This is a genomic window from Psychrobacter sp. NPDC077938, assembly GCF_044542635.1.
In the GTDB taxonomy this organism is placed as follows: Bacteria; Pseudomonadota; Gammaproteobacteria; order Pseudomonadales; family Moraxellaceae; genus Psychrobacter.
In genome coordinates, this window is record NZ_JBITUW010000005.1 from 221,533 (window position 1) to 243,513 (window position 21,981).

The window sequence follows — 21,981 nt, forward strand, 5'->3', positions numbered from 1 at the left end:
AAGCAACTACGCGACTTGGCAAAAAATGCTATAATATTTAGCTATTCCCCTTTATATTTTTGATATTATTTTTATTGAGTGGCGGGCAAGGTCCGTTACTAATAAAAACAACCGAGGTAGCTATTTATGGCACGAGTGACGATTGAAGATTGTTTGGATAATGTTGATAATCGCTTTGAGCTAATTTTGGTCGCAAGCAAACGCGCCCGTCAATTGGCCAAAGGTATTGCCGAGCCGTTGGTTGACGTTGATAACGACAAGCCTACAGTATTGGCACTACGTGAAATTGCCGCTGGCAAAATCACACGCGACATCCTAAATCAGCCAGAGCATAATTTTGCTACTAGCTCATTAGATTTAGCATTGTCAGGCGACCACAGCTTCTAGTAGGCTGTTTTGATAAGATGTATTTTATAGAGCCAATAGCGCTTTTATAAAATAAATACACATCTTGATCAACTATAGAGACCACAGCATAGGCTGTGGTTTTTTGGTTGTAATAATAATGTATTGGCTATTTTGGTCACCATTTATCCCCAAAATAGACCACTGAGTGAAATTTTTTCATCGCCCACACGCTTATCAGTTGACATTGAAAGCGATTTGCGATTAATTAGAGAATGGCGTACTCATCCTTAAGTTTTGTATGGTAGGTCATTATTTAGCTTCCATTTGCTTCGGTAAGTGGCCCAACAAGTAGGTCATGGAAAATAGGATCATTATTTTATGAGTCAAACCCTACCCAAACTCAGTCATCACCTCGTCGATGATGCTCAATATAATTTACTACGTTCGGTAGGTTATCTCACTGCTGCTGAGCGCCGTGATATTGTTGATGCTTGTGAGTTCGGAGATATTGCGCACATTAAAGACAAGCGCAAATCAGGGGAACCTTATATCACGCATCCAATCGCTGTCGCTGAGATACTAGCGGGCTTTCGCTTAGATCGAGATACCATCATTGCAGCAATTTTGCATGATACGGTCGAAGATACCGAAGTTAGTGATGAGCAAATCAAGCAGCGTTATGGTGAAATTGTATCAAGACTGGTCGATGGTGTGACTAAGCTAAAGTCATCTTCACATAACAAGCAGCAGAATAAAGCAGCCACCTTTCATAAAATTCTGACCGCCACCCTTGCTGACCCGCGTGTACTCATTATCAAGCTTGCTGACCGTCTACATAATATGTCTACGCTTGACGCAGTACGTCCTGAGAAGCAGCGCACTACAGCTCAAGAAACCTTGGATTTTTATGTGCCATTTGCCCGATTAATGGGTCTGAATGATATTGCTGACTATATCGAAGTATTGTGTTATCGCAATTTAGACTCTGATATGTACAACAAGCTGTCTGACAAACTGCTACAGCATGGGCTTGGAAGAAACTTTCAAAGAGAGTCCATTCATCGTTATTTAAGCATCGTGCTAAACAACTTGGATCTCAATGGTCTGGTCAAAGTATTAGACAATCGCGTGGTGATATATCGTCAGTTTTTCCGCAATCGCGGTGAGATTAATGCGCTATTGCGTCACTACGCGTTTGAAATCGTCCTCGACAATATCGAAGCATGTGACAAGCTGGCCTATTATTTGATCAAAAAATATCAGATTGATGATACCCATATTGCGGATAATATTCGTCGTCCGCTACCAGGCGGTAACCAATCCCTGACTCTCATCTATGAGCGTGACAATGATGTGGTAAAAGTCACTATATTGACCAAGCAAATGCAGAGCGCCGCGAGACTTGGTGTCATCGGGGCTGAGCACGCATCTGATGTGAGTCAATCGGTTATCCAAGCGTCATTGCGCAACATGAAAGATTTGGTCGATGAAGACAATCTGAATGAAAATAGTCCTGATTTCTCAGCGGCAGTCTCTACTATTAATGAGCTGATGGATTATTTGCACTCTAGTAAAATCATTTGTTACAGTCCTCAAGGGCGTGCTTACGAGCTTCCACAGGGTGCAACCGCGCTAGATTTTGCCTACGCGGTCGGTCCTATGATTGGTAACGTTGCCGTTGGTGCAAATATCGATGGCAAAGCTGCAAAACTTGGCACCGTGGTAAAAAACGGACAGTCCGTTGAGATAGAAGTGAATAGCCATTCAGAACCAAAAGCTGAGTGGTTGGGATTTGTAGTGACTAACAAAGCTCGTGAAGAGATTTTACGTTGGTTCAAAGACCTGTCTGTCGCTGACAAACAACACCATGGCAGGCAAGCCTTAGATCGTGCACTCCGAACGCATCAGAAAAGTTTTGATGACTTGACAGATGCTGATTGGAAAGACCTGACTGAATGGCGCGGTCTGACAGAAAAAGATGCGTTATTTGAACAAATAAGCTCAGGTACGCTACTTCCTCAGCTAGTCGTGACACGTTTATTTAGCGATGAACTGAGCGACCTACAGGCGAAAGTACATAGCGATGATATGACCCAACCGCAACAGCTGATTGCAAATGCTGCTGGCGTCGAGCTTGATTTTGCCAATTGTTGTCATCCAATATATGGCGACCCTATCGTAGGGCATTTATCGCGTCATGGTTTGGTCGTTCATCGTCATAAGTGTTTCTCACTGGACGATATCCGCAAAGACAATCCTTATCAGGTGATCCAGTTACGTTGGCGCAATGACAATGCAGTCAAACAAGGTGACATCGGTGAACATGACCTAAAAAACAGCGGCAAGATTCGTTTTCCTGCTTATTTAAAGCTCTCTATTGCGCTTAGTGACGAGCAAATCAGTGAAGTTATTTATCACTTACGCCAGCTCAATATGGGTGTTGAAACCGTTGATGTTCGCAATACTGACACCATCATTCATATCGTGGTGCGTAGTCGCAACCACTTAGCACAGGGTATTCGCGAACTACGCTCGTTGCTAGGTTTCCCTAACATTATACGGTTATATCAATTATAATAAGCGCATTTGCTGATTTGTATCACTGATATAGTCGTGATGCAAATAGCTAAAATAGAACTGCTATTCTAGTAGCAATGAATCACTCACATAAAATATAAAAGGGATACCCCATGACTCGTCAAACCATCCAAACTGATAAAGCACCTGCAGCGGTCGGCACTTATTCACAAGCTGTAAAAGTCGGCAATACTGTCTATATCTCAGGTCAGCTTGGTTTTGATCCTGACACGATGGAGCTAAGAGAAGGTTTTAAAGCACAGGCTGAGCAAGTATTTGAAAACATCAAAGCTATCTGTGAAGCCGCTGGTGGCAGTCTAAATGACGTAGTCAAATTCAATGTATCTTTGACTGACTTGAGTGATTTTGCTGTCTTGAACGAAGTGTTTGTCGCCAATCTAAGCGAGCCATACCCTGCCCGCGCTGCCGTCCAAGTAGCTGCTCTACCTAAAGGTGGCGTGGTAGAAATTGAGTCTATTCTTTATATCGAATAAGACGATATTGAATGCTTAGTATTCAGTGCTAACTTTTAAGCGCTTATTATTAGGTGCTAATTTTAGCAACAGTCTATAAGTCATACCACAATAAGCTTAGCATCATGCTAAGCTTATTGGTCTCCGTTCTATTATTCTGATCTCATATTCACCTAATAAGACTGCGAAGCCGTTTATGTTGGTACAAGTTGCTCTGCCCGTTCCCCTTTATCGGGTGTTTGACTATAGCTTACCAGCTGATATGCTTGCTTTGCCAGACAGTGCGATACCGCAAATCGGCAGCCGTGTTGAGGTTTCATTTGGTCGTCAGACTCTGATTGGTATTGTGATTGCTCATATTTCACAAGACGATAGCAGCGTACCTGTTAATAAAATTAAACCCATTAATAAATGTCTAGATGCTGAGCCTATTTTGGACTCGGACATGCTCAAGCTTGCCTACTGGCTGGCGCGCTATTACCACTATCCGCTTGGCGATGTGTTAGCAGTTATCCTGCCAAGTCTTGTCCGTCAAGGCAAACCATTAGACTTGCTGATTACCCATTGGCGCATTTTGCCTCATATTACTGATGATGATTTTCGAGCCAATGCCAAGAAACAAAAGCAGCAGTTCGATATGCTAAAGCTACATGGTCAGCACGGCGCCAGTGAAGATGTATTGCTATTAGAAGGGATGCAACGAGCCTTTTTAAAGACGCTAGAAGATAAAGGGTTAGTCGAGCGCTATATTCAGCCAAAACAAGCACCTACTCCAGTTAAACTGGCAAAAATGCCACTTGATCTCAATGATGAGCAGAAACTTGCTGTCGACGCTATTATTGCTGCCCATGAATCAGATACTTATACTGGTTTTCTGCTCAACGGCATTACTGGTAGTGGTAAAACCGAAGTCTATCTGCAAGCGATGCAAGCTGTATTAGAGGCTGGTAAACAAGTCCTTATTTTAGTACCAGAGATTGGTCTCACACCGCAAACGCGGGCAAGATTTGCCAGTCGGTTTGCCGCCCATATTGTGCTATTACACTCTGGTATGACCAACACTCATCGCTTACAAGGTTGGCAAGACTGCCGCACGGGGCATGCACAAATCGTGATCGGTACACGATCGGCTGTGCTATATCCTTTCGCAGACTTAGGCCTGATTGTCGTTGATGAAGCGCATGATGGCTCGTACAAGCAACAAGACACGTTACGTTATCATGCTGCTGATGTCGCTCTCTATCGAGGTTTGCAGTACAAAATCCCAGTCATACTCGGTACTGCCACGCCTTCTCTTGAGCATTTAAAATTGGTCGATGATGGCAAACTATCAGAATACCAACTGCTTACTCGTCCAGGTAATGCCAAGCCTGCAACCATGCAGCTGATCGATGCTCGCTTGCAAAGTACTCATCAACAAGCACAAGATGACGGTGCACGCTATGATACAGGACTGACGGATGCCATGATCGGGGCGATACGGCAAACGCTAGAAGCTGGTGATCAGGTATTGATATTTTTGAATCGTCGTGGCTATGCGCCTGTTCTATTATGCGAGGCTTGTGGCTGGCAAGCAGATTGTCCGCGCTGTGACGCTCACCTGACCGTTCACTATAACGGCCAATCCCAGCGAAACAGTTATTCAAGCAACTCTTACTTGAAATGCCATCATTGCGATTGGCAAGCCTATATCCCTACCGTATGCCCTGATTGTGGCAGTCAAAATCTAGATGCCAAAGGTATGGGAACGACAAGGCTCAGCGAAAATCTACACGCAATCTTTGCTAACCCCCAAACCAGCAAAGAGCTCTATCCGATTATTCAAATAGACCGTGATACCACAAGACGCAAAGACAGTTGGGAAAACATTTATGAGCAAATCAATAAAGGAAACCCTGCCATATTGGTCGGAACACAGATGGTCGCCAAAGGTCATCACTTCCCCAATGTCACGTTGGTTTGCTTACCCAATGCCGATCGTGGATTTCTATCAGCAGATTTTCGCTCACCAGAGCATACCGCACAGCTCATGATTCAGGTGGCAGGCCGTGCTGGTCGAGGTGACAAAGCTGGCCGCGTATTGATTCAAACGTTGCAACCTGATAACGAGTTACTATTGAAACTGGTCAAAGACGGCTACTTGTCATTTGCACGCGAGCTACTGCAAGAGCGTCAAATGATGGGCTTACCTCCTTATCGACATGCGGCATTGATACGCTGTGAAGGCAAAACATTGGCAGCTACCACTCAAGCGCTCAAGGATGCTATTGCGCATTTGCCGAATGCTCATAACCTCGCTGTTCTCGGTCCTATTGATGCGCCCATGAGTAAAAAGAACAGTCGCTATCATGCTCAGCTTTTGCTATTGGCTAAAGACCGCCGCCAATTGCACCATGTGTTGGGACAGTGGTGGCAGCCAGTACTTGCCCTACCAAGCGCTAAATATCTTAAACTTACTTTGGATATTGATCCTGTCGGTTGGTAGTTCTCACTCAGTTCTCAACAAATGGGTGCATATCTTTCTACTCATCTCCTCATCATGTTTACTTCGTCGTTACAGCTTCTCATGCTTGGCTATGTTAAATTTATAACCATCAAATGGTATGCGGAAAAGGCTCTACGCCTACTCTCTCTGTCCATAGTCATAGCAAGCATCACTTATTAGTAGACGTCACTTATCAGTAAGCACCATCTATCGAACGCAACTATCAGCGAATTTGAGTATTATTATGAATCCAAATAATCCAAACTCTGACGAGCACAATCATAGCCAACAGCATGATAAGACGGATGTGCCTAAGTACGTTCGCGAAGATGAAGAAAATAACTACACCCAGCAAAACCAAGGCCATCACGATCATGATGAGCATCTAGAACAAACAACCACAGCAAGAGATACCAAGGGCTATCAGCGCACCTTGCTGTTCAGCTTTATTATCATTACTGGTTACATGTTTATCGAAGCCATTGGTGGTTGGCTTACCGGTAGTTTGGCCTTGCTATCTGATGCAGGGCATATGTTAAGCGATGCGATAGCGCTTGGCGCCACTTTGGTCGCATTTAAAATCGGCGAAAAAGCAGCTACCCACCAGAAAACCTTCGGATACAAGCGTTTTGAGATATTAGTCGCTACGGTAAATGGCGCGACACTTGTCATAATTGCTTTGATGATTTTTTATGAAGCGATCAAACGCTTTAACTCACCGCCAGAAATTGCGACCCAAGGCATGCTTATCGTGGCGACTATCGGTATGCTGATCAATATTCTGGTCGCTTGGCTAATGCACCGAGGTAGTCAAGGTGGCGAGTCACACGGCCATAATCCTAGTCATAGTCATGGTACGGATGATGCCCAAATCGCAGAGCAGAAACCTAATAATGCAGAACCAGTTAACCTCAATATGCAAAGCGCTTATTTACATGTATTGAGCGATTTATTAGGGTCAGTAGCTGCGATTATCGCTGCGCTACTCATGATGGGTTTTGGTTGGGTATGGGCAGATGCAGTGGCATCAGTAATCGTTGCCGTGCTTATTTTAATCAGTGGCTACCGCGTCGTACGTGATTCTGTGCATATATTGATGGAAGGGACGCCTGCCAATATATCGCTAGTCGATGTGGAGCAAAAATTACTCGAAGACTCTCAAGTACAAAAAGTACATGATCTACATGTTTGGAGTATTACTAGCGGTCTCAATGCACTCTCCTGTCACGTAGTAGTGGATGGTGAGATGAGTATCCATGAGTCAAATATTCTGATTACCAGTCTCGAACAAAGACTGCTAGAGCTTGGTATTCATCATGCTACTATTCAGGTCGAAAGCTCGTCTCACCCGCAGAATATCGCACATAGCGATGCATTGGTCTGTGATATTTCGGGACAGCTACCTGATGACCATAATCATATTGGTCATAACCATTGACGATACATTTTCAGCTAAGTGACTGAATAAAGAAGTCAGTGACTTGAAACACGACCTAGAAAATACAAGTATAGGCATCTGATACTGGCTCATAATAAAAGTTACGTAGAATTAGAACTAGAATCTAGATCACATTAAAGCAGTCGTGATTTGCGACAATCTTTTGTTTTATTCAACTTAAAAAAATTAAGTCCGAATCGGCTTATGTGGTTATAATAACTATTATAAAGTTTTGTTTAGCACCCCAGTTAATTTTTATAATCATACTTTTTGGTATTTTCACTCTATCTATTGATGATACAACACTATGTCTAGACGCTCAGCACCCTTTGTCGCCCCAGACTATATCGATGATCCTGCATCAAAAGATGGCAAAAAACACGCCAAAGTTTTGTTATCAACGCTGCAAGAAGACATTGCAAACTTTCGTAATGAACAGTTTCCACCTGATATTTTGCGCCAAATTCGTGATATGCCTATCTATGAAGGCAACTTAGCCGAAGTCCAAACCTATCAGCAACGTTGGCAAAATTTGCTTGAGCGTGCAAAGGATTTTTATCCAGCGGCCAATATGCCGCCTGACTATCTACCGCTCCCTGCCAGCCTTGAAATACCGCAATTCATCTATCACGTTCAACGTCTACACTTAACTAAGACACGTGCTAAAGAATCCAAAAGCTTTGGGTCAGTAGGCGCCCTGACTGATAAATGTGGTCAATATACGGATGATGAAATTAAGCGCATGACAGCGGTGATAGATAACGATGAGGAAGCGCGACTGGTAGCGCATCGTGAATTTATCGATCTGCGTGCTTATGTTTTTTGTCGCGATAATAAAGGCGAAATGCTAGATCCTGAGCGAGTACGCTTTTATCGTACGGGTCTTGTTGTACATGCCCTGCCTGACTTTAAGATTGTAGATAGTCGCCAGACACCGCGCAAACGCCGCAACGATGCTTATAATAATCCGCTTGCAGACAATGGTGTGTGGAAAATTTATCGCAAAAAATAATAGATACTAACGCGATATCGTTTTAGTCATACAGATTTTAGTCACGTCCATTTTATATTGTATATTTTATTCAAATTTTTAAGGAGCCCAGATGTTTGCTGCCGCCGCCGGCTCACCAAATCTCATGTTGCAAGCCACTATCTTTTTGGGAGCAGCATTGCTCTTTGTCCCTCTCGGTAAACGCTTCGGCATTGCAACGGTTTTAGGCTACCTCATCACCGGACTCATATTGGGCCCAAGTGGCTTGGATGTGGCAGGCGACGCTGAAAGTCTATTGCACTTTTCAGAGTTTGGCGTGGTCATGCTGCTGTTTATTATCGGGCTTGAACTCCAGCCTTCGCGGCTCTGGGCATTGCGCCGCTCTATATTTGTATTGGGCGGTTTGCAGGTCGGTTTGACTGGTACGCTACTGATGTGGCTCCTACACCAGTTTTTCTCCTTACAACTAGATACCGCCTTTATCGTTGGTTTTGGTTTAGCCCTATCTTCTACCGCGTTTGTACTACAGATACTGACTGAAAAACAGCAGCTTTCGAGCACACATGGTCGAGAAGCCTTCACTATCTTGTTATTCCAAGATATTGCGGTCATTCCGTTGTTAGCAGTCATTCCGTTTTTATCAGGGGTGCGTGAACAAAGCTACGATTTAATTTATTTTGGGAAAGTATTTGCTGTCTTTGCCGGTCTGATTTTCGCCAGCCGTTATGTGGTTCGACCCTTCTTCAAATTTGTGGCTTCCAGTGGTGCATCAGAACTACTGACAGCGGTCGCGCTATTTATTGTGATGGGCGTGTCTATTTTGATGGGCCAAATCGGTCTATCGATGGCGTTAGGTGCATTTTTGACAGGTGTGTTGCTCGCTGATTCTGAGTATCGTCACGAATTAGAAGCCAGTATCGAACCTTTTAAAGGGTTGCTATTAGGTCTGTTCTTTATGTCGGTCGGTATGCTTACCGACGTCAAACTCATTTTGGCAGAGCCCATCTTTATTATTGGCTGCGCGCTTGCATTGATGTTTATCAAGTTTGCAGTGATTGCAGGGATTGCCAAAGTATCAGGCAACCGCTGGCCTACCAGTATCCGATTGGGCGTGACCTTGGCTCAAGGTGGTGAGTTTGCCTTTGTCCTATTCAGTGTTGCCACTGCTCAAAACGTCTTGCGTCCCGAGCTTGCTAATACTCTTAACTTAGTCGTTACTATTTCGATGGCGCTGACACCTTTAGCATTCTTGCTGTTAGAAAAAGTAGGTGAGCCGTTATTTGCTAAGAGTAAACCAAGTCGCGAATACGATACTATTCCTGATCATGAACATCAGGTCATTATTGCAGGCTTTGGCCGCGTCGGTCAGATTATTGGCCGTGTACTGCGCATGCATAATATCGAATTTACCGCCATCGAACGCTCCGCAAACCGAGTAGATTTCGTAAGAAAATTCGGTAACCAAGTTTATTATGGCGATCCGAAAAATCCTGAGATTTTACGAGCGGCAGGCATTCAAAAAGCGCGAGTGTTTATTCTTGCCATCGACGATTTAGAACGTTCTATCACCACCGCTCAGTATCTTCGTAAGAATTATCCTGAACTGATTGTATTGGCAAGAGCGCGCGATCGTCAGCACTATTATCGCTTGCGTGAAGTTGGCGTACGTCATATTTGGCGTGAGACTTATTTGTCGTCTTTGGATATGTCACGCGAATCACTACAGTTATTAGGTATCTCACCAGAAAAAGCGAGAGAAACAGTAAAAACATTCCGTGATTATGATGATGACTTGATCGAACGCCAACAAGCTATCTACGATGATGAAGCTAGCATGATTGAATCCGCGCAATCAGCAATGGCTGAGCTTGAAAGCTTGTTTGATGAAGACATTGGTAAAGCACGTAAAATGGATTTGACCGATTTTTACGAGGCGTTAAAGAGCCAAGCAACACCAGTTGAGGAAAAGGATGATACTGCAACGGACTCTAAGCATTAACCCTAAGCATTAACCCTAAGCAGTAGCTCTCAGCACTAGCAACATCTACAAGCACTCGTGAAGTACAGCCCCTAATCAGCTATGCAGTTTTTAGGGGCTTGTTTTTTATTCAATGAGCTGGTGCAATCCCAATTATCACTGTCTGGTATATGATAAAAGACCAGCGTCTGCTCGTTTAAATAGCGTATTGGAAACGTCACGTTCTGAATCGTTGCCACTACCGCACAGTCGGTTTCTGTTACGCCAGCAGCTTGAGTATCGACATGCATGCGCATTTGCTGCTGCTCGGTACTCAGGGGCAGGTTTACTGGGCACTGCCCTGTCTGCTGATAAATCAGCGCCACTCGATTTTGGGCATTCTTTGCAATATCATAAGCATCAAACAACACTTCGTTTGCTTTTGGCTTGGCAATAATCGGTAAGAACTGCACCTTAATCACTAATAGCGAAAACGCAAAAAAACCAAACCCTAATGCCAGTCCAAACAAGCTAACGCCACCTTCTCTTTGCAGATGTGCCTTCTGTGCTGACTCATCTCGCGGATGATCATTTATCGCATCAGCGATCTCACGCCTTGCCATTCGGTAGTAATACGCATCTGTCCAGCGTGCCACCATAAACGACCAAAATAGCCAAATAACAGTGGCAATACCGATACGTGTTGCCATCTGATATGCATCTGGCACGTAGGACATCGCTACAAACTCAAAGGCGACTAGCACTAGCGCGACATTAAGCTGGATAAAAGACCACCCTGCAACACTATAGACAATCGCATCCATATAGCGCTTGCGATATAGCAGCCAAGGAAAGGTGATAAAAAACGCAGCCCAATGCCATTTTGGTGACAGATAACCTTGCTGATCAAACTGCTCAAAACGTTTGAGGTAATAACGCTGGGTACGATTACCGATGAACCACTTGTCTAACTGCTTACGTTTAGTAGGTGTTAACGACTCTTGATAAAATGGTGGCGGTGAATCGGTCTCGATAAATAACATGGCAACACGCTCTACTTGCTGACTCTTAGAAAAAGCATTTAAAAGATACCATTATATGATAATGCTAAAACCCGTGTGTAACATAGAGAAACCACAGCACCGAACTGCAAATACGCGAAAATAGGATTGTCCGTTCACAGTTGTATGGATTTAACTTATAATAAGCAAACATCACCCACCTAATTAAGCCTTACGAATCCTATGAGTCAACATTCTGATATCAATGACAACGTCAATAGTACCGATACTACTGATGAGCAAACCCTTAATAGCACAAGCGAGCCTATCGATATCGATAACAGCACTAGCCAAGAGATAGAACCGACCTCTGACAAGCATATCCGCATCGTCAATACGTTTATGAAGCGCCGTACGCACATGAACAAAAACGCCGAGCTTGCACTAACTGCTCCAGAATTTTCTGAGTATTTGGTCAATAACAGTTTTGGTGATGGCGATCTTACCGGTATCGACAACCTACGTACGTTATTTGCTGATAGCCCTAACGGTCCAGATGCGCCGCTTACAGTAGAGATTGGTTTTGGCTTGGGTGATTCGTTTATTGAGATGGCAGCCGCTGACCCTACTCGTAATTTTGTCGGTGTAGAAGTGCATGAGCCTGGTATTGGTAAATGTGCGTATATGGCAGGCACCCAAGATTTGAGCAACGTAAAAATCATCAACGGTGATGCCATTCAATTGCTCAAGCAGCTACCAGAAAACCATATCGACCGTATTCAGCTATACTTCCCTGACCCATGGCAAAAGAAGCGCCACTATAAACGTCGCTTTGTTAGTCCTGAACGTATGACCATCGTTACGCGCAGCTTAAAACAAGGTGGCTGGTTCCATACTGCAACTGACTGGGAGCACTATGCATTTTGGATGGTTGAAGTATTGGATGGTTTCGCTGGACTGACCAACAAAGCAGGTACAGGTAATTTCACTGAGCGTCCTGACTTTCGTCCAATGACTAAGTTTGAGCGTCGTGGCCTCGATCGTGGGCATGGCGTCTGGGATTTGATCTATATCAAAGACTGATTAATACAGCTCTACTTTTAAGTGTTTTGACAAAGCGGCTATCTGATGTAGCCGCTTTTTTTGGCCTTCCATATGTCATAGAAAATATCTCTAAAAATACTAGACATCCTATGCATAACTATGTCTGCTGATATCTTAGGTGTATATCTTGAGTCATACTCCTGACTTTTAATGCCTATAGTATGATTATGCATAAAAAAAGATAAATTTATAATTTGTGAAACATAGCGCTCATAGCCTTGTTTGTAGACAAAACTGCTTCTCTAAAGTGATTAGAAACAAAATATAGAATCCATTTCTAATACTAATTATCTACGTAAACTTATGTATTATAAGGCTTTACAGAGTTCTCCCCATAAGCTGTGGATAACCCTGTGCATAAGTCACTACTTGACAACTTTATAGCTAAGCAACTTAAAGGATAAGGTAAAATCGTTCATTTTTTGTACAATTTATAAAACCTTTAAAATCAACGACCTACATTAAATTCACACACATAAAAAATTATTTTAAATAATTTCTAAAATAATTTAATTCTTCATAATGTTTCACAATTAGCGAAAATAAGCATTTTATTTGTTGTGGACAACTCCTAAATCTATTGACAAGCATAGTTATTATCAGGTTCGAAACAACAGCGACCTATCGCATCATTTCTATATATTTTTAGCCGCATACCATACGACAGATAGTGTCGTCTAGCATCCCTCAACGCTCATTATAGTGCTTTGCTTTTGTTATAATTACCTTATCAAATCAACAGCGTTAAAAAGTTGAGTCGAGTAATCAGCATGCCAAGTCAGACTTAAAAACAACGATAACCACAGTATAGTACGGACTTATTTTTACTTCTCTCGCTATTTAATTTTACTGTATAGTAGAACGATACATTCGATACTACTACCTATACCAGTCACGTGACAACCTATTTTTCAATAAAACAGCCAAACAATAATTGCCGACTTCATAACAGTCAGTATGCGTTTGCCAAAAGTTTTAACCGTACCAATATTTTATTTATAGCATCAACTTAACTACCGAAAACAAGGAATCCAATATGGACGACAATAAAGCCAAAGCCCTCAAAGCGGCATTAGGTCAAATCGAAAAGCAATTTGGTAAAAACACCATCATGCATCTAGGCGATGACTCGGCCATTATGGATGTCGATGTGGTCTCTACAGGCTCTCTAGGATTAGACATTGCGCTTGGCATTGGTGGTCTACCAAAAGGCCGTATCGTTGAAATTTACGGCCCAGAAAGCTCAGGTAAGACGACGATGACTCTGCAAGCTATTGCAGAATGTCAAAAGCAAGGCGGTACTTGTGCCTTTATCGATGCCGAGCATGCGCTTGACCCTGTCTATGCTCGCAAACTTGGGGTAAATACTGATGACTTATTGCTCTCGCAGCCTGACAATGGCGAGCAAGCACTTGAAATTACCGATATGTTGGTACGCTCAGGCGCGATTGACATGATCGTAATTGACTCAGTAGCCGCCTTGACGCCACGTGCCGAGATTGAAGGTGAAATGGGCGACTCACATATGGGTCTACAAGCGCGTCTTATGAGCCAAGCCCTACGTAAAATCACTGGTAACGCCAAACGCTCTAACTGTATGGTGGTCTTTATTAACCAAATCCGTATGAAAATCGGTGTTATGTTCGGTAGCCCTGAGACTACGACTGGTGGTAACGCGCTGAAATTCTACGCCTCTGTACGTATGGATATTCGCCGTATTGGTGCGGTCAAAAACGGTGATGAAATCATCGGTAACCAGACCCGTGTCAAAGTTATCAAAAACAAAATGGCACCACCTTTCCGCCAAGCTGAGTTTGAAATCACTTACGGTGAAGGTACAAATCACTTAGCTGAAGTTATCGATTTGGGTGTAGAGATTGGAGCCGTTGGCAAAGCAGGATCTTGGTACAGCTATGGCGACGAAAAAATCGGTCAAGGTAAAGCCAACTCTGTGCTTTTCTTAAAAGAGAACCCTGCCATTGCTCAAGAAATCGAAGACAAGATACGTGACGAAAAGCTTGGTACGAAAAAAAATAGCAAAGCCGACGAAACTGAAGAAGCAGAACAGGCTTCTGAACCTGTACAATAATGGTTTAACGATTAACCGTTGTCAGTCACTATGATTCATTATGAAAATTAAAACCTTAGCTGAAATCCTAGCTGAGTCGGGCTCCGACTCAGCTAGTTCTGTTGATAGTAAACCAAAAAAACCGTCCAAAGATTCTCATACGAAAGAGCCTAAAAAACGAGAGAAATCCAGTAAACGGACTATCCGTTCAAGTAAAGATGATTCAGTCACGAATGACGCTACTATTGATACAGAGTTTTTCGAAGACTCCTCTCCTAACTCAAAGAAGACTTCTAAATCTAAAAAACGTAAAAAGCGTTTTCATCCAGCGGCTAATTTTACCGCTGAGCCTAGTGATACCCCTACATATCAACCCCCTGAAGCGCAAACCATCAAAGAGATGCTGGCAGAAGTCAAACTCGATATTCATAATGACGAAATTGACAATTGCTTAGCAACAGATAATGTTCGTAGCACTGAGCCGCTATCCAAGAACTCAGAAAATGAAGCTGAGCTTTTTGCTATCAATGTTAGTGAAGCAGACAGCCAAAACGATAACATACCAGCCGCGCTCAAAGCCTATTTACGAACCCCTGAACAAAAACAAGCAGAAATCGACTCGATTAAAGCAGAAAGTCGATTGCGTTGGCTCGCATTTTATTATTTATCACGCCGCGAATACGGTAAGGCTGAGCTAAAGCAAAAGCTGATCGACAAAGAACAAGACCCAGAGAAAATTGACGCACTGCTCGATGAGTTTGAAGAAAAAGGTTATCAAAGTGATTACCGCACTACCCTAATGCTGATACGTGAGAATATCCGTAAAGGCCGCGGACGTGGTCGGATCAAACAAGAGTTCTATCGTAAGAAGATTGCTATGCCAGGTAACATCGATGAGCTAATCGATATGGCAAATACTGAGTCGGAAGAATTCAGAGAGTTTATAGATGATGATGCAGATAACCTAGTCGATGGTGTAGATTGGCTGAAACTGGCGGTGATAGCACGTACCAAAAAATATGGTAATAAGATACCAGTTGAACAAAAGGAAAAAGCTAAACAGTTACGTTTTTTACAGTATAGAGGGTTTAATACCGATATCTGCTTTGCAGCACTTAACCATACTACAGAGACGCTAGACGAGCGATTTTAAGGGCTTACTATCGCTATCACTGTCCCTGCCAAACGGTATTTACTGACAGTCATGCTCTTGTGATAGACGTAAAAAAAAGCACGTTATATAACGTGCCCTTTAATCAATACTGCCAGTCATTTTAATCTACGTAGCTTTAAAACATGCAGTTAGAAACTTCCAAACTCAAAGCTGTCAAACTATTTAAAATTACCAAGACGGCTAGATAACTGGCTAATGATTTGATCTATCTCTTCATTGGCTTCAGACTCATTATCTAGATTACCATTAGGCGTTAGCTGATTCATGACCTCAGGCAATAGCTCAGCGAGTCCCTGTCTTACCTCAGTTTCATTAGCACCAGTATGAGCGGCTACTTGCTGAATTTCGTTTTCGTCAAATAAACGGTTAATTTCGTCTGGATTTAAATTATCGTTTGCTTCGTTATTACTCATCCAAGAGCGTGCTTGACCTTCATAGCCCATACCAGTGATTTTTGACAACGCCCCACTCAAACCACCATTACGTTTGATCCAGCTAAGTACCATAGGCATCAATGCAGCGACGAGCATACCTTTACCACCAAACCCACTATTAGTACGCTGACCGCCTAATACGCTACCTAAAATATCACCTAGTCCGCCAGCACCTGAACTCATACCGCCGCGCTGACTACCGCCCGTGAGACCACCAATGATGTCATCTAAGCCAAAACCATTATCTGCTTGACGGCTATTTTGTTGAGGGCTATAACCACCTGCCTGACTACCACCGCCCAGCACACTACCTAAAATATCACCTAGTCCGCCAGTCTGCCGTGTTTCAGTACGTTGGTTAACTGGATTGCGCTGAGCGTCGTCTGGATTCATTGCACTACGTGCCACTTGGCTCACTAAATTCCCTAATAAGCTCATTATCTATTCCTCTTTTTATCGTATTGTTTAGTACAAAAATACTGCTAAAACTTATGAAACCTCATATCTGCCTATATGTTCTTTAATAACGGGACAGCAGAATTACGAGTTTTATTTTCTATTTTTAATATAACAGATTTTAATATAACAAACCTCTTTGTCCTTTGAGATAGCTATTTTGTTATGACGTGTAGGGATTTCTCATCGTAAAAGGAAAAACCTAAGCTCCATAAATACTCAGCTATCTAATATTACCCTTACTGGTATTCGCTAAAATATTCAATTGTCGCCATTGCTCGTGATTCACTTGGTCGCGGAATATAGTAGTCGAACACGTTCTTTGATAAGGCTCAACAATGTTGAACTCGACACTCATCGCCCATTGATAGCGATTTATATCGACCAACTCTGCTTGCCATAACTCATCGCCGCGTCCCGCTCGTATCAGTAATTGCCATTCTTTATCGACACGCTGACTGAGCGCTGGCTGACTAATATGTAATAGGATTGGTCTCGATATAATCAGATAACTTGCGACTGCTGCCGAGACTATTAAGATTAGTAAATACTGCCATAAGGCCAAAGATGCAAACCATGCCAATATCATCATAACGCCAGTCAAGCCTACATATAGCAGCGCGCGTAAATAACTGGCAGGCATGATAGCTGTATCAATACGTAGCGAGGTTACTGGCGTCATATAAGCGTACCATGGGAAACGTTAGATATTGTACTGACCCATTCCTTAAGACCTAAACCAAGTCTTTGGTATGGCGCCATGTTTTTATCTTATTGACCAATGCCCAGATGTCATCCTCTTCTGGACGATTTTGATTGGTAAAGTAATCAAGCAAGTCTGGGTCTTCATGAGTCAGCATTTCTGCAAAGGTTGCTTGTTCAGTAGCATCTGCTGTCAGATACAGCTCTTTGACGTAAGGATCAATATAAAAATCCAATTCTTTTAATCCGCGGCGAGCTTGATAAATGATACGGCGCTGTTCATTGGTTGGTTCTGGCTGAGTTGTACTTGTCATAGATTTACTCTTATTAATTGAGATAGTTTTATTGGTTTAGATAGTTTAAAAATAGACGTTAAGCATAGCGTATAGAATATTTATAGTCTTGAAATCTCACTATGCATTCGGACATGTAGAATGAAATTAACAACGATATGCTGACAGTTGACTCCATAAGGCAACTGCTTGCTGCATCATCGCCACATTATGCGTACGAATGATACTTGCTCCTTGCTGTAGCGCAAACAACCCAGCTGCCGTTCCTGCCGAATCACGCTCTACCGCTTGCGTCGTACTCACAGCTTCAGCTCTACTTTTGGTCAATACTTCTGCTAAAAACCGCTTACGAGAAATGCCAAACATCATTGGTAGTCCTAGTGTTTGCAAGCAGCTCAGCTGACTTAATAACGCGCAATGATGCTCATAGTTCTTAGCAAAACCAAAACCTGGATCGATAATGATATTGCTTTGTTTGACGCCGATGCTAACTACTTCGTTAATACGGTCGAGCAGCTCTGTACGCACTTCATCGATCACATCATCATACTGTGCTAGATTATTCATTGTCGTTGGCTCACCGCGCATATGCATTAGCATAACAGGTATATTAAGTTTAGCAGCCAGCTCTGCCGCACCAGTACGTTTCAGTGCTCGTACATCGTTCCAAATGTCAGCACCTTCATTAAATGCTGCCTGCATGACTTCAGGGCTGCTAGTATCAATCGATAACCAAATAGCATCACCACAATGCTGACGAATAGCTCGGACCACTGGCACAACTCGTTGTATCTCATCATCAGTCGCCACAGTTTGCGCATTTGGACGAGTAGATTCACCACCAATATCGATAATAGTGGCACCTTCATTTATCATCTGCTGACAGTGCGCAACGGCTTTATCTACTGCGTTAAACTGCCCGCCGTCCGAAAATGAATCTGGCGTCACATTCAAGATACCCATGACATGCGGCTGCGACAAATCTAAGGTTTTATCACGGCTAGATACTTGGTAGTTGGGTAAAGGTTGAAATAATGACATGAATAATCCATCGCAAATAAAATTTATAATGCAGCTTTAGGGCGTGTTGAACATTCGACCATGGCACTGACAGAGACTATTTTTTAGTCAGTTCGACGTTAGAAATAGTAAGTTTAGTCATTCTAAGTGTGTATTTTTAACAATGAAATGGCAGAAAAGAGTCCTGTTTTCTTCTGTTGATATTAGAGCTGAGCCTAAAACTGCCCCCAGATCCATACAAGCAGTACGTTGCAAACCTAGTTAAGGCTGGAGCATTACCGTCACTTTATACCTTGTCTGGAACAGTTTTAGCGATTAGCAGTGCTTATTCGTGAATGTTCAACACGCCCTATTTATTATCTATGCTTATGATACCAGTAAATCTTATGGGGTTCTAAATCCTTCATAAAATGATGACAATAAAAAAGCCCTCTATCATAAAGGGCTTTTTATAAAACATGAGTACGCTAGCATTTACATCGCCGGTAATGGTGGCGGTGTAGCACCCGTTGTTTTGACATCGTTTTTCGACAAGTTTACTTCGTTATGCTGGTAAACTCTTGGTGGTCGCGGTTCTTCACCTGCTAGAATATCTTGCAGTTGGTCACGATCAATAGTTTCCCAGTTCATAAGCGCATCAACCATCGCATGCATTTTGTCTTGGTTGGCTTCAATCAATTCACGAGCGATATCATACTGCTCTTCTAGCATACGACGCACTTCTTCATCGACCTTCTGCTGAGTAGCTTCAGAGATAGTACGTCCACCACCACCGAAATACCCTTGTGAGTTATCGTCATCTTCGTATACCATAATACCGAGTGCATCAGACATACCGTACTTTGTGACCATAGCACGTGCCATTTTGGTAGCACGTTCAAAGTCGTTCGAAGCACCCGTCGACATTTGATTGATGAACACTTCTTCGGCGATACGACCACCAAACAAAATAGCAATGTCGCTCAGCATTTTCGACTTGTACATACTGGTCTGATCATGCTCAGGCAACTGCCAAGTGACACCAAGGGCAAAGCCACGCGGCATAATAGTGACCTTATGCACCGGATCTGTACCTGGCAATAACTCAGCTACTAGCGCATGACCCGCTTCATGATATGCAGTTGCACGGCGCTCTTCTTCACGGATTACCATTGATTTGCGTTCAGGACCCATATATAGCTTGTCCTTCGCATCTTCGAAGTCATTCATATCGACGCTGGTCTTGTTGCGACGCGCGGCAAACAATGCAGCTTCGTTTACAAGGTTGGCAAGCTGTGCACCACTAAATCCAGGCGTACCACGAGCAAGAGAACTGGCATCTACACTAATTGTGTTCGGCAATTTCTTCAAATGGACTTTTAGAATTTGTTCACGACCTTTGATATCTGGCAAGCCTACTTGTACCTGACGGTCAAAACGACCTGGACGCAGTAATGCTTTATCAAGCACGTCAGCACGGTTAGTTGCGGCAATAACGATGACGCCTTCATTACCTTCAAAACCATCCATCTCAACCAATAGTTGGTTCAATGTTTGCTCACGCTCGTCGTTACCACCACCCATACCGGAACCACGATGACGACCGACTGCATCAATCTCATCAATAAAGATGATACAAGGAGCGCTTTTCTTCGCCTGTTCAAACATATCGCGGACACGTGATGCACCAACACCGACAAACATCTCAACAAAATCAGAACCTGAAATTGAGAAGAACGGCACTTTAGCTTCACCAGCAATGGCTCTCGCTAGCAAGGTTTTACCCGTACCTGGAGGACCTACCATCAAGATACCACGAGGAATCGTTGCACCCAGTTTGGTAAATTTATCTGGATCACGTAAGAACTCAACCACTTCAACGACTTCTTCTTTGGCTTCTTCACAACCAGCCACATCTTCGAAGTTAACGTTGATTTGATCTTCGGTCAGCATCTTCGCTTTTGATTTACCAAAGCTCATTGGGCCGCCGCCTTTACCGCCAGCGCCGCCCTGCATGTTACGCATAAAGAATAAGAACAGACCAATAATCAATAGAATTGGGAAGCTGGCTATCAGTAGTTGCATTAGTACGCTTTGGCGCTTTGGTGCAGTTCCTTGAACTTCGACTTGGTTCTCACGTAGCATTGGCATGAGCTGGTCATCTGACACAGCTGGTCTAATGGTCTCAAAAGATGAGCCATTTTTCTTTTCGCCGGTGATCTGTTCGCCGTCGATCTCGACACTGGCTACTTGGTTTTCTGACACTGCGGTCACAAACTCAGAGTAGTTAAGGTTATCCGGCTCAGAAGATTGATCAAAGCCGCTAAACACCAGCACCAAAACGCCGATTACCACCAGCCACAATAAGGTATTTTTTACCATGTCGCTCACTAGTTATTCCCATCCCTTACTTATTGGTGTGTTTATTAAACACGTGACGTCTATAAACGTATTGCTCATTTTTAACGAATATCCCGATAATAAAAAACTGCTAAATTAAACTTATATGATTTATAGGTAGCCTAAAAATTGTTTTTATAAATAATCATTATGAGATAAACATAGATATACGATCACTGAGCTTGTAAAACGCTTATTATCAGACGACTTTGCCTAAAACGTATGCTAAAAACAAAGGTAATATACCATGATATGTGGTGCTAACCCGCATAATTCAAGCAGGTTTTACGATTATTCATTTAACAGTTGACGCAGCTTTTATATCGCGATAATAACACTTTATGGTGGTTTACCCTCACGCTTACAAGAGGAGCAACCTATTGATGTTAAAACTATTTAATCGCTATCCAAAACATCTCTTTTGAGCGTGGTCGTGACGCACCTGGCTTTATACTACGAATCTTACTAAAATCCTGCTGCATCTGCTTGCGTAATTCTTGTGTACCCTCACCTTGAAACACTTTCATAATAAGTGCGCCACCTTCTGGTAAGGTTGCGAGCGCGAAGTCTACAGCCAGCTCACATAAGTACATCATACGTGGCTGATCGATAGCGCTATTTCCCGCAGTATTGGGTGCCATGTCAGACAATACCACGTCGACTTGTCTATCACCCACTTCTGCCATAATGGCATCAAACACTTCAGCTTCACGAAAATCACCTTGAATGAAAGTCACATCAGGCAAGGTATCCATGGCCAAAATATCAGAGGCAATCAAGATACCATCGTCACCTACCAATCGACCAGCGACTTGTGACCAGCTACCAGGCGCACTGCCCAAGTCCACGACTGTCATGCCTTTTTTGATTAGGTTGGTTTTTTCATTAATCTCTAATAATTTATAAGCGGCACGGGCACGGTAGCCATCTTTTTGAGCTTTTTGCACATAATGATCGTCAATATGCTCTTTCATCCAAGCACTGCTGCTCTTTGATAGTTTTTTGTTTTCGATACGCGTGGCCAAAATACCTGCTCCTATTGCTTTACTAAATCTAGCTGCTTTAATTGCTCTATCACTTA

General features: G+C 43.0%; 17 protein-coding genes. 10 read left to right on the top strand and 7 right to left on the bottom strand.

Annotated elements, in window-relative coordinates; genetic code table 11:
* Window positions 1–126: 126 nt before the first annotated feature.
* The 7 genes from rpoZ to ACIGBM_RS10370 all read left to right on the top strand — a co-directional run bounded on the left by rpoZ (window position 127) and on the right by ACIGBM_RS10370 (window position 10,311).
* The gene (gene rpoZ, locus ACIGBM_RS10340) at window positions 127–387 is read left to right on the top strand and encodes a DNA-directed RNA polymerase subunit omega (RefSeq protein WP_057761396.1); all 261 of its coding nucleotides are present in this window, start codon (window positions 127–129) and stop codon (window positions 385–387) included.
* Between the two features lie 339 nt (window positions 388–726).
* Window positions 727–2,925, top strand: coding sequence for a bifunctional (p)ppGpp synthetase/guanosine-3',5'-bis(diphosphate) 3'-pyrophosphohydrolase (locus tag ACIGBM_RS10345; RefSeq protein ID WP_057761397.1), 2,199 nt, complete (start codon window positions 727–729; stop codon window positions 2,923–2,925).
* A gap of 113 nt (window positions 2,926–3,038) precedes the next feature.
* Window positions 3,039–3,419 carry a RidA family protein gene (locus ACIGBM_RS10350; protein WP_057761400.1) on the top strand — a complete coding sequence of 127 codons (381 nt, stop codon included), beginning with the start codon at window positions 3,039–3,041 and terminating at the stop codon, window positions 3,417–3,419.
* A 175-nt stretch (window positions 3,420–3,594) separates the two neighbouring features.
* Window positions 3,595–5,883: a primosomal protein N' gene (locus ACIGBM_RS10355; RefSeq protein ID WP_397477695.1), complete on the top strand. Its 2,289-nt coding sequence runs from the start codon at window positions 3,595–3,597 to the stop codon at window positions 5,881–5,883.
* Between the two features lie 244 nt (window positions 5,884–6,127).
* Window positions 6,128–7,321, top strand: coding sequence for a cation diffusion facilitator family transporter (locus tag ACIGBM_RS10360; protein ID WP_397477696.1), 1,194 nt, complete (start codon window positions 6,128–6,130; stop codon window positions 7,319–7,321).
* 307 nt (window positions 7,322–7,628) lie between these two features.
* Window positions 7,629–8,333: a hypothetical protein gene (locus tag ACIGBM_RS10365; RefSeq protein WP_397477697.1), complete on the top strand. Its 705-nt coding sequence runs from the start codon at window positions 7,629–7,631 to the stop codon at window positions 8,331–8,333.
* A 91-nt stretch (window positions 8,334–8,424) separates the two neighbouring features.
* Window positions 8,425–10,311, top strand: a complete 1,887-nt coding sequence (locus ACIGBM_RS10370) for a monovalent cation:proton antiporter-2 (CPA2) family protein (protein WP_114700593.1) — start codon at window positions 8,425–8,427, stop codon at window positions 10,309–10,311.
* 71 nt (window positions 10,312–10,382) lie between these two features.
* On the opposite strand, the gene ACIGBM_RS10375 is transcribed toward ACIGBM_RS10370, so the two are convergent.
* Window positions 10,383–11,312 (bottom strand): DUF2628 domain-containing protein, encoded by a 930-nt coding sequence (locus ACIGBM_RS10375; RefSeq protein ID WP_397477698.1) that lies wholly within the window; start codon window positions 11,310–11,312, stop codon window positions 10,383–10,385.
* A gap of 201 nt (window positions 11,313–11,513) precedes the next feature.
* Here ACIGBM_RS10375 and trmB point away from each other — a divergent pair, with 201 nt between their 5' ends.
* The 3 genes from trmB (at window position 11,514) to ACIGBM_RS10390 (ending at window position 15,595) form a co-directional block, all read left to right on the top strand.
* A complete protein-coding gene (gene trmB, locus ACIGBM_RS10380) occupies window positions 11,514–12,353 on the top strand; it encodes a tRNA (guanosine(46)-N7)-methyltransferase TrmB (RefSeq protein WP_397477699.1) in 840 nt (279 codons plus the stop codon).
* A 1,057-nt stretch (window positions 12,354–13,410) separates the two neighbouring features.
* A complete protein-coding gene (gene recA / locus ACIGBM_RS10385) occupies window positions 13,411–14,463 on the top strand; it encodes a recombinase RecA (RefSeq protein ID WP_101205782.1) in 1,053 nt (350 codons plus the stop codon).
* A gap of 40 nt (window positions 14,464–14,503) precedes the next feature.
* Window positions 14,504–15,595 (top strand): regulatory protein RecX, encoded by a 1,092-nt coding sequence (locus ACIGBM_RS10390; RefSeq protein ID WP_397477700.1) that lies wholly within the window; start codon window positions 14,504–14,506, stop codon window positions 15,593–15,595.
* Between the two features lie 179 nt (window positions 15,596–15,774).
* On the opposite strand, the gene ACIGBM_RS10395 is transcribed toward ACIGBM_RS10390, so the two are convergent.
* The 6 genes from ACIGBM_RS10395 to ACIGBM_RS10420 form a co-directional block, all read right to left on the bottom strand.
* A complete protein-coding gene (locus ACIGBM_RS10395; RefSeq protein ID WP_379543123.1) occupies window positions 15,775–16,488 on the bottom strand; it encodes a YidB family protein in 714 nt (237 codons plus the stop codon).
* A 241-nt stretch (window positions 16,489–16,729) separates the two neighbouring features.
* A complete protein-coding gene (locus ACIGBM_RS10400; RefSeq protein WP_397477701.1) occupies window positions 16,730–17,188 on the bottom strand; it encodes a hypothetical protein in 459 nt (152 codons plus the stop codon).
* Window positions 17,189–17,240: 52 nt separating this feature from the next.
* Window positions 17,241–17,522 (bottom strand): succinate dehydrogenase assembly factor 2, encoded by a 282-nt coding sequence (locus tag ACIGBM_RS10405; protein ID WP_057761419.1) that lies wholly within the window; start codon window positions 17,520–17,522, stop codon window positions 17,241–17,243.
* A 126-nt stretch (window positions 17,523–17,648) separates the two neighbouring features.
* The gene (gene folP, locus ACIGBM_RS10410) at window positions 17,649–18,542 is read right to left on the bottom strand and encodes a dihydropteroate synthase (protein WP_397477702.1); all 894 of its coding nucleotides are present in this window, start codon (window positions 18,540–18,542) and stop codon (window positions 17,649–17,651) included.
* A gap of 453 nt (window positions 18,543–18,995) precedes the next feature.
* The gene (ftsH, locus tag ACIGBM_RS10415) at window positions 18,996–20,891 is read right to left on the bottom strand and encodes an ATP-dependent zinc metalloprotease FtsH (protein ID WP_057761422.1); all 1,896 of its coding nucleotides are present in this window, start codon (window positions 20,889–20,891) and stop codon (window positions 18,996–18,998) included.
* A gap of 401 nt (window positions 20,892–21,292) precedes the next feature.
* Window positions 21,293–21,925: an RlmE family RNA methyltransferase gene (locus tag ACIGBM_RS10420; protein ID WP_057761424.1), complete on the bottom strand. Its 633-nt coding sequence runs from the start codon at window positions 21,923–21,925 to the stop codon at window positions 21,293–21,295.
* Window positions 21,926–21,981 lie beyond the last annotated feature (56 nt).